This is a genomic window from Corynebacterium sp., assembly GCF_030826625.1.
GTDB lineage: Bacteria > Actinomycetota > Actinomycetes > Mycobacteriales > Mycobacteriaceae > Corynebacterium.
Window position 1 is genome coordinate 24,174 of the sequence record NZ_JAPJNQ010000005.1, and the last position, 13,709, is coordinate 37,882.

The following is a 13,709-nucleotide window of genomic DNA, read 5'->3' on the forward strand; positions in this document are numbered from 1 at the left end:
ACGCCTCAGCGAACCCCTCAGCAGTCACTCCTACCCCACCGAGCTATTCGGCCACCGGAGGTTTTTATTCCGTAATCCCCGTCGCCTTGTTGATCGTCCACGCGTATTCGAAGGCAGTCTGCTTCCACTTGCCGTAACGACCAGATACGCCACCGTGGCCGGCAGCCATCTCAGTCTGCAACAAAAACTCGCCGCCACCGGCAGTATCGCGCAGCTTCGCGATCCATTTGGCAGGCTCGACGTACAGCACACGGGTGTCGTTCAGCGAGGTCACCGCCAAGATGTCCGGGTAGTGCTGGTCAGTGATGTTCTCGTACGGCGCGTAGGAGGCCATGTAGTCGTAGTAGTCGGGGTCATGGAAGGGATCGCCCCACTCGTCCCATTCGATCACCGTCAGTGGCAGCTCTGGTTTCAGCATGGAGGTCAGCGGGTCGACGAATGGCACGATCGCCGCGATACCCGCGAAGCGATCCGGTGCCATGTTCGCGATAGCACCCATCAGCATGCCACCGGCCGAACCTCCTTCAGCGACCATCGTCTCCGGTGCGGAGAGCCCACGGGCCACCAGATCGTCGGCCACGTCGATGAAGTCAAAGAAGGTGTTTTTCTTCTTGTCCATCTTGCCGTCGTCGTACCAGCCACGGCCCATCTCTCCCCCGCCGCGCACGTGCGCGATGGCGAAGATCATGCCGCGATCCAGCAGCGAGAGCCGCGAGACCGAAAATCCTGGGTCCATGCTGGCCTCATAGGAGCCATAGCCATACAACAAGGTCGGCGTCGGCGTGGAGGTATCCAGGTCGGCGTGGTGGATCACGGATACCGGAATCTGCGTGCCATCCCGCGCGGTGGTCCACAAACGATAGGCGGTGTAGTTGCTGGCCTCGTAACCGCCGAGCACTTCTTGACGCTTCAGCAGCGTAAACACGCCGGTTGCGGGGCGATAATCGTACAGGTGGCTTGGTTGAATGAACGAGGTGTAGCCCAAGCGGATCACCGGCGCATCCCATTCTGGGTTTCCGGCGACACCGACGGTATAGAGCTCTTCGGTGAATTCGATTTCTTCAAAACTGCCCCAATCGCCGCTGGCGTCGGTGATTGCGTCCAGCATCATGATCGCCGCGCGCGGGATGGCGCCTTTGCGGTAGGAAAGCACCAGGAAGTCGCGGTAAGCATCGACGTCTTCGATGCGGGTTTCATCGTCATGGGCAACCAAAAACGGCAAGTCGCGTAAAGCAGGCAGGTTGTTTGTCGACGCCGCACCCGCAGCGTTTCCGTTACCAACACCACAGTCTTCCGGCACCGGCACCGGGGAAACCGCGAAGTTCGCGCCCGCGGTGTTGTGTGTGACGATCCAGTAGTCCTGCCCGGCGACGATCGCATGATCGACTTCGTATTCCACGCCCGGCTCGCGCTGCCACAAGCATTCAAATTCACCCTCGGGGTTGTTGTAGTCCAAAACCCAGACTTCCGAGGTGATCTTCGAGGAAGTGATGATCATCAGGTATTTCTCGGAACGCGTGGCTCCGACGCCAACGTTGTAGCGCTCGTCTTTTTCCTGAAACACCAGCACGTCTTCCGATTGCGGGGTGCCGATGCGGTGGCGCCAGACGGTATCGGGGCGCCAAGCTTCATCGACGCGCTGGTAGAAGATGTATTCCTCTCCTACCCAGCTGGCGCCGTAAAAGATTCCGGTGAGTTCGTCGGCAAGGTATTCGCCGGTCTGCAGGTCTTTGACATAAAGGTGAAAGCGCTCGTCGCCGGCGGTGTCCACCGAATACGCCAAATAGCGCCCGCTGGTAGTCACCGTCGAAGCGCCGAGGGAGAAAAACTCGTGGCCTTCGGCCAACGCGTTGAGGTCTAGCAGGATTTCTTCGCCGTCGACGGGCCCGTCTTCTGGGATCGCGGGTGGCGTCCACGGGTCGGTGCCTTCTTCGACGGGGATGCGGCAGGAATAGCCGTAATCTTTGCCCTCTTCGGTGCGCCCGTAGTACCAATAATCGCCCGCGCGGGTGGGCACGGACATATCAGTTTGTTTGATGCGCGAGGTGATCTCGGAATAGATATTATCCCGCAGGCCGGTCAAGTGTTCGGTCTGCGCCTGGGTATAAGCGTTTTCTGCTTTGAGATAAGCAAGCGTTTCTTCTGCTTCTTTCTCACGCAACCACTCGTAGTTATCGGTGAAGTCGTGGCCGTGGAAGCTGCGCGTCACCGGGTGTTTCGCGGCAACCGGGGCTTGTGCCGGCGCTGGGGTGTACGGAGTACGGGAACCAGTGTTATCCATACCGCAACATGATACTGCCTCCACAGCACACCCGACGTTTAACCAGGTGCGCTGGTGCGACGTGCACTGACCGGCTGAGGCGCGAGTTAGCTCGAGCTAGCTTAGTTTCCCAACCACTCGCTGAACTTCGCACCACTCAGGCGCTCATAGGCCTCGATATAGCGGGCGCGGGTGGCAGCGACGACATCATCTGGCAGCTGCGGCGGGATCGATTCGCCATCCCATCCGGAAGCATCGCTGGTCAACCAGTTACGCACGTATTGCTTATCGAAGCTGGGTTGCACCTTGCCTTCGGCGTAGGAATCCGCAGGCCAGTAGCGGGAGGAATCCGGGGTAAGCACTTCATCGCCCAGCACCAGTTCACCGTCGGCATCCAGGCCGAATTCGAATTTGGTATCCGCCAAGATTATGCCGCGCTGCGCTGCCAATTCCTGCGCACAAGCGAAAATCTCTACGGTGGCGCGGCACAGTTGCTCCGCGCGCTCGTCGCCCAGCGACGCAGCAATCACGTCAAAGCTGACGTTTTCGTCGTGCTCGCCCTGCTCGGCTTTCGTTGCCGGGGTGAAAATCGGGGTTTCTAGCTTGGAGGCCTCTACCAGACCGTCGGGAAGCTCTACCCCGCAGACCTCGCCGGAGCGCTTGTATTCCTTCAAACCGGAACCGGTCAGGTAACCACGGGCGACGCATTCGAAGGGCAGCATCTCTAGCTCGTGGCAGACCATCGCGCGGCCGAGCACAGATTCCGGGATGCGCTCGTCGTCAAGCGGGCCCGCCAGGTGGTTACGCACGCCCATGCGGGAAGCCAGCTCGTCGAAGAAGTACGCCGAGATCGCGGTGAGCACGCGGCCTTTATCCGGGATGGCTGGTTCCAGGGCGTAATCATAGGCCGAGATGCGATCAGAGGCGACAATCAGCAGCGTGGCATCGTCGATGCGGTAAATATCGCGCACCTTGCCAGTCGCGATTGGGGTGTAGGCAGAAAGTTCAGGGCGCATGGGTACAGCGGGGCCTTTCTTCAACGGTTGGGTGCGAGAGACTTACTGCGGCGGGTGCGAGCACCTCCGCCGCTGGCAGCTTTAGAGAATCTCGCCGGGGCGGTAGTTGGCGGCATCGGGGTGCTCACTGCGCAGTGCACTGACCCGCGCGAGCACGCGTTTCACCTGGGATTCAGCAGCACCGATGAAGGCGTGCTTATCCCCCAGTGCGGCTTCCAGGTCCTGCTGGCTCAACGGCAAAGCGTCGTCGGCAGCCAAGCGCTCGACCAAGTCCTGGTCTGCACCGTTTTCACGCATATTCAACGCGACGGCCACGGCGTGTTTCTTAATGATCTCGTGGGCAGTCTCGCGGCCCACCCCGGCGCGCACCGCGGCCATGAGGATGCGCGTGGTGGCCAAAAATGGCAGGTAGCGCTCGAGCTCGCGGTCGATCATCGCGGGGAAAGCACCGAATTCTTCCAGCACCGTCAGGAAAGTCTCGATCATGCCGTCGATGGCGAAGAAAGCATCTGGCAACGCAACGCGGCGCACCACGGAACAGGACACATCGCCTTCGTTCCACTGCGTGCCGGCCAGGTCGCTAACCATCGTCAGGTAGCCGCGCAACACCACCTGCAGGCCGGATACTCGCTCGCAGGAGCGCGCGTTCATCTTGTGCGGCATGGCCGAAGAACCAACCTGGCCTTCTTTGAAACCTTCGGTGACGATCTCGTTGCCCGCCATCAGGCGGATGGTCGATGCCAGCGAGGACGGCCCCGCACCTAGCTGCACCAGCGCGGACACGGCATCAAAGTCCAGGCTGCGCGGGTAGACCTGCCCGACGGAGTGGAACAGGTGCGCAAAGCCCAGGTAATCAGCAATTTCGGTTTCCAGGCTGGCGAGCTTATCGTGCGAACCGCCCAGCAGATCCAGCATGTCCTGGCTGGTGCCCATCGGCCCTTTGATTCCGCGCAGCGGATAGCGGGTGAGCAACTCGTTGATGCGATCAATCGCCAACAGGATCTCTTCGGCGGCGCTGGCGAAGCGCTTGCCCAGCGTGGTGGCTTGGGCGGCAACGTTGTGGGAACGCCCGGCCATCACCAGCGACTGGTAATTCGCGGCGTGCTCACTGACCCGGGAAACCACCGCGATGGCTTTATCGCGGATGATCTGCAACGAGCTATAAATCTGTAGCTGCTCGACGTTCTCGGTGAGATCACGCGAGGTCATTCCTTTGTGGATGTGCTCGTGGCCGGCCAGCGCATTGAATTCTTCAATCCGGGCCTTCACATCGTGGCGGGTGGAGCGCTCGCGCTGCGCAATGGATTCCAGATCAACCTGGTCAATGACTTTTTCGTAATCCGCGATGATGTCTGCGGGAATATCGATGCCCAACGAGCGCTGGGCACGCATCACGGCGATCCACAGCTGACGTTCATAGATCACCTTGTTGTGTGGGCTCCACAGATTCACCAGGTCTGCGGAGCCATAACGGGAAGCGAGGACATTGCTCATCGGCATTTTTTGTTGCGTCACACAGTGTATTATCACACGAATTTCACTGTGGCGACAACGCTTGTCGGCAGCCCCCCGCATTAGCTACCTCTTATGCTTGTCGACGGCAGCCAGCCGCCGCGTGCAGGTCGGCTCTAGTCGCCAGCTAAATGCTGATCTCGCCGCGTGCGGCTTTAGCACCAATATCGCGGCGGTAGAAGCCACCGGCCATCTGAATGCCACCGATGGTCTGGTAAGCCGCCTCCCGCGCAGCATCCAAATCGGCGCCCTTGCCGATCACATTCAGCACACGCCCGCCGTTGGAATAGTACTCGCCAGCTTCGCGGCTGGTACCGCCATGCAGGATCTTTTCTGGGTTTTCCAGATCCTCCGAGGCAATCCGATCGCCCTTGCGCGGGCTGGCTGGGTAGCCCTGCGCGGCCAGCACGACGGTGACTGCCGAGCCGTCTTCCCACTCCAGCGGCGCAAGCTCGCCGAGCGTGCCATTCGCACAGGCTGCCAACGCTGGTGCGAGTGGAGACTGCAGCAGCGAAAGCACCGCCTGGGTTTCTGGGTCGCCGAATCGGCAGTTGAATTCCACCACCGCCGGGCCGTCTTCGCCCCAGGCCAAACCGGCATACAGCAGGCCGGAATAAGCGCAGCCGCGCGCAGCGAGTTCTTTGGCTACCGGGCGGCAGACTTCATCGACGATGCGCTGCACGCCATCTTCTGGCAGCCACGGCAACGGGGTGTAGGCACCCATACCGCCGGTGTTCGGGCCTTCGTCGTCGTCATAGGCGCGCTTGTGGTCTTGCGCCGGCAACAGCGGCACCACGTCTTCGCCGTCAACCAGGCAAAACAGCGAGATTTCCGGGCCGGACAAGAACGATTCCAGCAACACTGGGTTTCCGCCCTCGTGCACGGCGTGGATGTGTGCGACGGCTTCGTCGTAATCCTGGGTCACCACCACACCTTTGCCGCCAGCCAGGCCGTCATCTTTGACGACGTAATTCGGGCCGAAGTTCTCCAGTACTGCCGCGATTTCTTCCTCGCTAGCACCGGGTTGAAGCTGCTCGGCACGCGCGGTGGCCACACCGGCGGCGGCCATCACGTCCTTGGCAAACGCCTTCGAGCCTTCGATGCGCGCGGCGTCTTTGTTCGGGCCAAATACGGCGAACCCGGTCTCGCGCAGCGCATCGGCGACGCCTGCCACCAGCGGGGCTTCGGGGCCGATAACCACGAGCTCTGCGTCGAGTTTTTGCGCCAGCGCCACCATGGCTGCGGCATCGTCGGCGCTGCCTGCATCGGTATGCCGGGTGGCCAGGGTTTCCATTCCTGGGTTTCCTGGGCATACGTGCAGTTCGTGGGCGGTGTCCTGGGCACTTTCTTTGCGGCTATCGCGGGAAAGGCCCTGCAGCAGGGCGTGTTCGCGGCCGCCAGTTCCGAGTACGAGAATACGCATGGCTTATATCCTATATGCGCACCCTATATGTGCACGCGTTTGCTGCGACGATCCTGGTAGCGCGTGCGACGATCCTGGTGGCATGAGAGCCCCGCTCATGTACCGGCCCCGGTAATGTGGTGGCATGAGCACAGTATTTAGCAAAGTTATCAATGGTGAACTTCCTGGCCGCTTCGTCTACCGCAGCTCAGATGTGGTGGCGTTTTTGAGCATTGAGCCGCTCGCCTATGGCCACGTGCTGGTGGTGCCGGTTGAGGAAGTCGATAAGTGGACCGATATCGCCCCCGAGCTGTGGGCCCGTCTCAATGCGGTTGCCTTCGAGGTCGGTAATGCCGTGGTCGGGGCTTTCGATGCCCCGCGTGCAGGTAATGTCATCGCTGGTTTTGAGGTCCCGCACGCGCACATCCACGTCTTCCCTGCTCACAGCATGGATGATTTCAATTTCGCGAATGTCACCCCGGCGGATCAAACCGATGACGCGAAGATGGATGAGGCCGCCGAGAAGTTGCGCGCACAGTTGGGCACCGACGCCGAGGGCAACAAGATTTAGCTTAGGCAGCCTGCGGGCCGGGTGTCCGGGCCAGCCAGGGTGGGCGCCTGCCGGGGCGGGCTTAGGAGTCTTCGAAGCTTTCTTCGTTGCTTGTCGACGGCTGCTCTAGCGCTGGGATGCGCACCGTGAAGGTTGAGCCTTCGCCCGGAGCACTTTCAACGGTGATTTCGCCATCGTGCTGGTCGACGAGCGATTTCACGATCGCCAGCCCCAGCCCAGAACCACCACCGGCACCTCGGGCGCGTGAGGGGTCTTCCCGGTAGAAGCGCTCGAAGATCAGCCCGGCTACTTCTTTGTCCATGCCGCGGCCGTCGTCAGTCACATCAATGCAGATGTAATCGGCCTTTCCGTTGTTCTCCTCGACTGTGCGTGTCCCAGTGCCAGCGCTAGCACCCGATCCCATGCCCGAACCAGCGCCACCCCCAGTCCCAGCGCTAGCGCTAGGATCTTCAGCAAGGATTTCCTGGCGCAGCGTCACCGTCACCGAGGCCTCCGGGCCGCCGTGGTTCAAACCGTTGGTGATCAGGTTCAGCAGCACTTGGTGCAGGCGGTCAGGGTCACCAGAGACCACGGGAATGCCTGGGGTTTTATTTTCCACGCGGATGATGCGATCTGGATACGCCGCCCGTGCCGATCCCACCACTGCGATCGAAAGCTCCAGTACATCGACGGTGCGTTTATCCAGCCGGGAGCCTTCGGCGCGGGTCAGCGCGAGTAAGTCTTCCACCAGCAGTTTCATTCGGCCGGATTCCACATCAATGGTGTCAAAAACATGGTCGACATCATCGGTGGCCCCGGATCGGTAGAGCTCGACATAACCGCGCAAGGAAGTCAACGGGGTGCGTAATTCGTGTGAGGCATCCCCGACGAAGCGGCGCATTTGTGCTTCTTTTGATTGCGCGGTTTCGATCGATTCTTGTAGCCGCTCCAGCATCGTGTTCAGCGCAGCAGAGAGCTGGCCAACTTCAGTGTTCAGTGGCCATTGCGGCACACGCCGGTCCAGATCACCTTCGGCAATATCGCTGGCGGTGCGTTCCACAATCTGCAACGGCTTCAGGGTCTGCCTAATCACCGCGAACGACAACAACGCCACGAAGAACAACATGAACAGGCTGATTCCCGCCTGTAGCATCGCCAAGCCCCGCAATAAGCCGTCTTCGCGCTCTAGGTTCTTGGCGACGATAGTGACCACGCCGTCGCGCTGGCTAGCCAGTGCCCGCCAACCTGCTTGCTGTTGCCCTTCTATGCTGGGCACGCTGCGTGGCGGATCACCGATGACGAGATTGTTGATTTGTGGCAGAGTATCGCGGTCGTTATACACCCGCGATGATCCATCCGGGAAGATGTGGATGACGGCATAATCCGTCGGTGGGCTGGCCGAGAGATTTCCGGAAAACAGCTCGGAGTTCTGTGCCCAGCCGTTCATGGATTGCACCAGGTCGTCGTCGACGCGCTCGTAGAAAACTCCCCGCATCACGGAATAAACCGCGAACGAACTGGCGAACAGCCCGAAGGCCGATACCAGCACCGTCAATACCACCAGCCAGGTGCGTAGCCGCAGTGGCCGGTGGGTGCGGTAGGAGTAGCGGCGTTGAGCTTTTGCCGTTTCTTCGGGGGTGTTGTGCGCCGGAGCCATTTGCGTAATTCTAGCCCGCATTCTCGCCCGCATTCTAGCCCAGGCAGTTTAGCAGCGTGGTTTGCGCAGCACGTAGCCGACACCGCGCACGGTGTGGATCAGTGGCATATCGCCGGTATCAATCTTGCGGCGCAGGTAAGAGATATAGGATTCGACGACGTTGCCGTCGCCGCCGAAATCGTAGTGCCAGACGTTGTCCAGAATCTTCGCCTTAGACAGCACGACTTCTTTGTTGAGCATCAAAAAGCGCAGCAGGTTGAACTCGGTCGGTGAAAGCTCGATCAGCTCGCCGCCTTTGGTGACCTCGTGGGTGTCATCGTTCAAGGTCAGGTCCGCGTAGCTGATTGCGGATTCTTCGCTGGCGTCTTCTTGTACATTGCCGCGGCGCAGCACGACCCGCAGGCGGGTGATTACTTCTTCTAAACTGAACGGTTTGGTGATGTAATCGTCCGCACCAATGGTCAGACCATGGATGCGCGATTCCACACCGTCTTTCGCGGTCAGATACAGCACCGGGCCCTCCAGGCCTTCGGCGCGCAGCTTTTGCAGCAGCTCGTAGCCGTCCATGCCGGGCATCATGACGTCCAGGATGTAGGCGTCCGGGCGGAATTCGCGGGCCACGCGTAGGGCATCGACGCCGGAATTCGCGCTGCGGACGTCGAAGCCTTGGAACTTCAACGACACGGTTAATAATTCGACGATGTTGGCCTCGTCGTCGACAACGAGAACCTTGACGGGATCGTTATGGGTGGAATCATCCATGGCTTTCACTGACCTCTTTCTCGATTCTGGTGCGCCTCATAATTAATTCTGGAGGTTTAATTCTGGAGATTAAATCTCACTGTTCTTTCATTATTACTGCCACCATCTTGCACCATACTGACCGGGAACTGAATAGAGTCTGTGAGGCGCGCATCAGGTTTCACTTATATGAGGCATCACCTACCGGTGTTAATGTGCAGTTATGACATCCACGACTGATGATGCGTTGATACGCATGCGCGATGTGCGCAAACAATATTCAGCGAAATCCGGGACGGTCCATGCGTTGGACGGGTTGAATCTGGACGTGCCTGAAGGCACGGTGCGCGGCCTTTTGGGCCCGAATGGCGCTGGCAAAACCACGACCGTCAAGGTTCTCACAACGTTGACGCGGCCAACATCCGGCGAAGTGACCATCGATGGTTTGGACGTTGTGCGCAACGGCCACGAGGTGCGCAACCGAATCGGGGTATCGGGGCAAAACGCCACCATCGACGAAGAGCTCACTGCTCGCGAAAACCTCATGTTGGTGGGCAGGCTGTTCCACCTTGGTGATAAGGGTGCGAAGAAGCGTGCCGACGAATTGCTGGAGATTTTTAACCTGCAGCATGCAGCGAACCGCCCGATCAAGGGTTTTTCTGGTGGTATGCGCCGCCGCGCTGACCTCGCGGCCTCTTTGGTCAATGACCCGCGCATCTTGTTCCTCGATGAGCCGACCACCGGGTTGGATCCTGCCGCGCGCTTGTCGTTGTGGGAGGTTATTAAGCAGCGGGTGCGCTCCGGCACAACCTTGCTGTTGACCACGCAGTATTTGGAGGAAGCCGACTATTTGGCTGACCGCATTAGTGTGATCGATCAGGGCAAGGTTATTGCTGAGGGAAGCGCGGATGAGTTGAAGTCTTCGGTTGGCGGGCAGCGGATTTCCGTGGTGCCTGTAGATCGCGCTGACCATGAAGCAGTCGAACAATTGCTTGAGGACGTCGCCGCCAACGCAGGTACCGTCACCATTGATGGCAACGAGTTGAGTGTTTCTGTACACGATGGCCCGGCTGCGCTGGAGCAGGTCGTGGGCAATCTGCGTGAACGTGAAATTGCAGTGCATGATGTCGGAATGTCACGGCCGAGTTTGGATGAAGTCTTTTTGGATCTCACCGGCCAGAAAGGGGCAAGCAACTAATGTCTACTACTAATTCAACCCCGGCGATGTGGCTTGCAGATGTCCGCGCTGTTGTGATTCGTAATTTGATACGGATGCGCCGCTCGCCGGACATCATTGTTTTCACGGTGTTGCAGCCGATCATGTTCGTGCTGTTGTTTTCACAGGTTTTTGGTGGTGCGATCAATGTGCCGGGCACGAGTTATGAGAATTTCTTGATGCCGGGCATTTTTGTGCAATCGGCGATTTTCGGTTCCACTACCTCGGGTCTTTTCATCGCGAATGATAAAAAGGACGGTTTGATTAGCCGTTATAAGACGTTGCCGATGGCGCGTTCTGCGGTGGTTTTTGGCCGCACGGTGGCCGATATTTTCTTGGCTAGTTTGACTCTGTTGGTGATGGTGTTGACTGGTTTGGCGATTGGTTGGCGCCCGGAGTCTTTCTGGGGCTTTTTGCAGGGTTATTTGTTGTTGTTGGTGTTTGTGTGGGCGTTTTCTTGGTTGATGGTCACGTTGGGCTTGGTAGTTCCGCGGCCTGAGGCGATGAACTCGGCGACGTTTATTACGTTGTTTCCGTTGACGTTTTTGTCTAATGCTTTTGTGCCGCAGGAGACGATGCCGACTCCGTTGCGGGTTTTTGCGGAGTGGAATCCGTTGTCTGCTCTGGTGCAGGCATTGCGTGATTTGTTTGGCAATAATGGTGCGCTGGAGACTCCGGATGTGTGGTCTTTGCAGAATCCGGTTGCGTTGGTGTTGATTGGCGCTGCGTTGTTCTTTGTGGTCTTTTGTCCGTTGGCTGTGCGGGCTTATGACAGGAAGGCGTAGTCTTTAGCGTTTTTGGGCGCTTTGGTAATGGCAAAACGGGGCATCCGGTGTGATGTGCACTTGTTGAGAGTGCATTCACACTAGATGCCCCGTTTGGTTTGGGCATTGTTCGCGCGTGGTGCCCGGTTGCCTGGGCTACGCGTCTGGTATCCCCCGGCCTAGGCCGGGGTTTTACCTTGTCCTAGCTTTGTGCTGGGACTTCCGCTTTATTTGTTGCGGTTGAACAGTCCTTGGAACCAGCCGACGATTCCGCGGGATTCTTCTTGCTCGCTGGAGGAAGAGGACAGGTCGACCGAGGAACCAGTGGCCGAGGAGGACTGGTTGGCCTGGGTGTTCATGCAGTGCTGGTAGCTCAGGCCGGCTACGGCGATGGCAGCTGCTGCCAAGCCGATGTGGCGGTTTTCGTGAGCGAATTGGCCCAGCTGCTGGTTGAACTGGTGTACGCGGCCGTTGATGTGATCCAGAACCTGTAGTGCTGGGTGTCCTTCAACTCCCAGGCTACGACGCACTTGCTGGTCAATCGCGTGGATTTCGCGGTTGAACTGCTCACGCAGGCCGGCCAGGTGTGGGTTCATCATCAGCTCGTACATGTTGTGCAGTGGCGAGAGCAGAATCAGTGGGATTGCGGTCATGCCACCGGCGAACACTGCACACTGCAGGTGTCGTGGAATGTCGAAGTTGCTGGAACCCAAGGAGGATCCTGGGTTTGGCAGAGTCTCGCTGCCCTTACCGACAGTCACGATAACCTGGTCAGATTCAGCCTTGTCGCCATCGTTCTGCGAAACGATGTATTGCGATTCTGGGGCTGCTCCACCAGGGACATCGACAGACCAGTTGCCATTCTCGTGCACCGTTGTGGTGGTGGAGAAGCCGTTAGGTCCGGTGACCGTGATGGTGGCGCCTGGTTTACCGGTACCGGTGATGATGTTGTCACCTGGGTTTACTGGGTTAACCGTTGGTGCTTCAGTGAAGACATCACCTGCGGTGAGGTCGTCGTTATCATCACCAGTCAGTACTGGAAGCTCTCCGAAGTTTTCTGGTACGAACTCTTCGCCAGTAACTGGTACTTGGGTGACGAAGGACTTGGTTTCTTTGGTTCCATCTGGGTAGGTGATTTCTACCTCAACCAAGATGGAATCGCCTGGCTGAGCATCAGCGCCTGGCTTGACGGTGATGTCGCCGTTTTCTTCCAGGTCAACGTCCCAGTCTTGCGTACCCTTGTTGTGGGTTCCGTGTCCCCAGCCGAGGTCTACCTTAGTGCCGTGAGGCAACGCATCACCGGTGTTCTTAACCGTGACAGGTGAGCCATCTTCAGGGGTGCTGGTATCAGCCCAGTTAGGCTCGATCATCTCAGCTTGACCGAAAGCTTCCTCAGCAGTGAGTTCGGTTTCTTCGGACTGCAACAATGGGCCGAACTCGCCGAAGTTTCCTGGTACGTACTCTTCACCGGAAACTGGTACCTGAACGATGAATTCTTTAGTCTCCGTTGAACCATCGGCGTAAGTGATTACCGCCTGGACCAGGACAGAGTCACCGTGTTCAGCATCAGCACCTGGAGTGACGGTGATGGCGCCATTTTCTTCCAGTTCGACATCCCAGTCTTGCGTGCCCTTGTTGTGAGTTCCGTGACCCCAGCCAAGTTCAACTGTGGTGCCGTTCGGCAAATCATCACCGGTGTTGTTAACGGTGACAGCAGAACCATCCTCAGGGGTGTCGGTATCGTTCCATTCTGGGTCAAAACGATCGGCTTGGTCGAAGACATCTCCTGCAGTGATGTCACCGGAATCCTCACCTGTGATTGGACCGAACTCGCCGTGGGTTGTGTTAGGCGTATTCGGACGATCGGAACCTTCACTATTTGGATAGTCTGGCTCGCCGAGATTTTCTGGGAAGAATCCTTCAAAGGTTAGAGGGACTTTGACAGTGAATGTCTTAGTCTCGGTGGAGCCGTCTGCATAGGTCAGTTCCACGTGTACTTCGATGGAATCCCCTGGCGCTGCATCGCCACCTGGGATAACGGTAATTGATCCGTCTTCTTCCAGGCGTACGGTCCAGTCTTGTTCGCCCTTGTTGTGTTCACCATAGCCAACCAACAGGTCAACATCGGTGTCATGAGGAATCTCATCGCCGGTGTTAGGGACGTTTACGCGTGAACCATCATCTGGAAGGTTGGTGTCGTTCCAATTTGGATCGACTACCTCAGAGATGTCCTTAGTCACCTTCGCATCAATCGGACCACCAACATTGTTGCCCTCAGCATCAGTGATCTGAACCTTCACAGGCTTCTCAGAAACACCATCACCCAAAGTTCCCTTAGGAACCTCAACAGTGATCTCACCAGTCTCCGGATCAACAACTACCTTCGCACCCTCGATAGGCTGACCATCTTCATCAGTGACAGTCCCACCCATACCAGCAGTAGGGTTTTCTACCTTCTGACCAATCTTAGTCGGCTTACCCTCAGGAACCTCATTGCCACTAGCAGTAGCATCACCAGAAATCGAAGGAGCATCCCCCTTAGTCACCTTCGCATCAATCGGACCACCAACATTGTTGCCCTCAGCATCAGT

Annotated in this window: 10 protein-coding genes; 3 read left to right on the forward strand and 7 right to left on the reverse strand. The window is 58.2% G+C overall.

Going from position 1 to position 13,709, the window contains the following annotated elements; genetic code table 11:
- Positions 1 to 64: 64 nt before the first annotated feature.
- The 4 genes from RCH87_RS01430 to purD form a co-directional block, all read right to left on the reverse strand.
- A complete protein-coding gene (locus RCH87_RS01430) occupies positions 65 to 2,281 on the reverse strand; it encodes a S9 family peptidase (protein WP_306514971.1) in 2,217 nt (738 codons plus the stop codon).
- A gap of 101 nt (positions 2,282 to 2,382) precedes the next feature.
- Complete coding sequence (locus RCH87_RS01435; protein WP_306514972.1) at positions 2,383 to 3,276, reverse strand: phosphoribosylaminoimidazolesuccinocarboxamide synthase; 894 nt, start codon at positions 3,274 to 3,276, stop codon at positions 2,383 to 2,385.
- Between the two features lie 81 nt (positions 3,277 to 3,357).
- On the reverse strand, positions 3,358 to 4,776 hold the full coding sequence (gene purB, locus RCH87_RS01440) for an adenylosuccinate lyase (RefSeq protein ID WP_306514997.1): 1,419 nt from the start codon (positions 4,774 to 4,776) through the stop codon (positions 3,358 to 3,360).
- A gap of 139 nt (positions 4,777 to 4,915) precedes the next feature.
- A complete protein-coding gene (gene purD, locus RCH87_RS01445; RefSeq protein ID WP_306514973.1) occupies positions 4,916 to 6,211 on the reverse strand; it encodes a phosphoribosylamine--glycine ligase in 1,296 nt (431 codons plus the stop codon).
- Positions 6,212 to 6,335: 124 nt separating this feature from the next.
- Here purD and RCH87_RS01450 point away from each other — a divergent pair, with 124 nt between their 5' ends.
- Positions 6,336 to 6,761, forward strand: a complete 426-nt coding sequence (locus RCH87_RS01450; protein ID WP_306514974.1) for an HIT family protein — start codon at positions 6,336 to 6,338, stop codon at positions 6,759 to 6,761.
- 61 nt (positions 6,762 to 6,822) lie between these two features.
- Here the strand turns inward: RCH87_RS01450 and RCH87_RS01455 are convergent, their stop codons facing one another.
- Positions 6,823 to 8,397: a cell wall metabolism sensor histidine kinase WalK gene (locus tag RCH87_RS01455; protein WP_306514975.1), complete on the reverse strand. Its 1,575-nt coding sequence runs from the start codon at positions 8,395 to 8,397 to the stop codon at positions 6,823 to 6,825.
- A gap of 48 nt (positions 8,398 to 8,445) precedes the next feature.
- Positions 8,446 to 9,159 (reverse strand): response regulator transcription factor, encoded by a 714-nt coding sequence (locus RCH87_RS01460; protein ID WP_306514976.1) that lies wholly within the window; start codon positions 9,157 to 9,159, stop codon positions 8,446 to 8,448.
- Positions 9,160 to 9,394: 235 nt separating this feature from the next.
- On the opposite strand from RCH87_RS01460, the gene RCH87_RS01465 reads away from it, so the two are divergent.
- Positions 9,395 to 10,336: an ATP-binding cassette domain-containing protein gene (locus tag RCH87_RS01465; RefSeq protein WP_306514998.1), complete on the forward strand. Its 942-nt coding sequence runs from the start codon at positions 9,395 to 9,397 to the stop codon at positions 10,334 to 10,336.
- Entirely contained in the window at positions 10,336 to 11,139 is an 804-nt protein-coding gene (locus RCH87_RS01470; protein ID WP_306514977.1) for an ABC transporter permease, read from the forward strand. Before RCH87_RS01465 ends, RCH87_RS01470 begins: the two co-directional genes overlap by 1 nt.
- A gap of 206 nt (positions 11,140 to 11,345) precedes the next feature.
- On the opposite strand, the gene RCH87_RS01475 is transcribed toward RCH87_RS01470, so the two are convergent.
- Positions 11,346 to 13,709, reverse strand: a 2,364-nt coding sequence (locus RCH87_RS01475; protein WP_306514978.1) for a YPDG domain-containing protein, incomplete at its 5' end; no start/stop codon positions are given.

Excerpts from the sequence above, each read along its gene's own strand:
- RCH87_RS01430 (WP_306514971.1), bottom strand. The coding sequence starts at position 2,281 with ATGGATAACACTGGTTCCCGTACTCCGTACACCCCAGCGCCGGCACAA.
- RCH87_RS01435 (WP_306514972.1), bottom strand. The coding sequence starts at position 3,276 with ATGCGCCCTGAACTTTCTGCCTACACCCCAATCGCGACTGGCAAGGTG.
- purB (WP_306514997.1), bottom strand. The coding sequence starts at position 4,776 with ATGCCGATGAGCAATGTCCTCGCTTCCCGTTATGGCTCCGCAGACCTG.
- purD (WP_306514973.1), bottom strand. The coding sequence starts at position 6,211 with ATGCGTATTCTCGTACTCGGAACTGGCGGCCGCGAACACGCCCTGCTG.
- RCH87_RS01450 (WP_306514974.1), top strand. The coding sequence starts at position 6,336 with ATGAGCACAGTATTTAGCAAAGTTATCAATGGTGAACTTCCTGGCCGC.
- RCH87_RS01455 (WP_306514975.1), bottom strand. The coding sequence starts at position 8,397 with ATGGCTCCGGCGCACAACACCCCCGAAGAAACGGCAAAAGCTCAACGC.
- RCH87_RS01460 (WP_306514976.1), bottom strand. The coding sequence starts at position 9,159 with ATGGATGATTCCACCCATAACGATCCCGTCAAGGTTCTCGTTGTCGAC.
- RCH87_RS01465 (WP_306514998.1), top strand. The coding sequence starts at position 9,395 with ATGCGCGATGTGCGCAAACAATATTCAGCGAAATCCGGGACGGTCCAT.
- RCH87_RS01470 (WP_306514977.1), top strand. The coding sequence starts at position 10,336 with ATGTCTACTACTAATTCAACCCCGGCGATGTGGCTTGCAGATGTCCGC.